Genomic DNA, 582 nt, shown 5'->3' on the forward strand with positions numbered 1-582 from the left:
GTGTTCTGGGTGTTCTGGGCGGCGAGCAGCGACTGGTGGGTCGGCGCCTCGGGCACGTCCGCGCCGCGTCCCTTGGCGAACTCCTCGCGCAGTACCGGCACGACCTCCTCGCCGAGGATGTCGAGCTGTTCCAGCACGGTCTTCAGCGGCAGACCGGCGTGGTCCATCAAGAACAGCTGGCGCTGGTAGTCACCGGCGTACTCGCGGAACGACAGCGTCTTGTCGATCACCTGCTGCGGCGAGCCCACCGTCAGCGGGGTCTGCTCGCTGAAGTCCTCCAGCGACGGCCCGTGACCGTAGACGGGGGCGTTGTCGAAGTACGGGCGGAACTCGCGCACCGCGTCCTGGGAGTTCTTGCGCATGAACACCTGCCCGCCCAGTCCGACGATGGCCTGCTCGGGCGTGCCGTGCCCGTAGTGGGCGTACCGGCTGCGGTAGAACTCCACCATCCGCTTGGTGTGCTCCGCGGGCCAGAAGATGTTGTTGTGGAAGAAGCCGTCGCCGTAGTACGCGGCCTGCTCGGCGATCTCCGGGGAGCGGATCGAGCCGTGCCACACGAACGGCGCGACGCCGTCCAGCGGG

Annotated in this window: 1 protein-coding gene; it reads right to left on the minus strand. The window is 68.2% G+C overall.

The genetic code is table 11. The features are described 5' to 3' along the window. A partial coding sequence (locus AQJ11_RS45085; RefSeq protein WP_159061830.1) for an LLM class flavin-dependent oxidoreductase occupies window positions 1-582 on the minus strand: 582 nt, incomplete at both ends.

This window comes from Streptomyces corchorusii, from assembly GCF_001514055.1.
Taxonomy (GTDB): domain Bacteria; phylum Actinomycetota; class Actinomycetes; order Streptomycetales; family Streptomycetaceae; genus Streptomyces; species Streptomyces olivaceoviridis.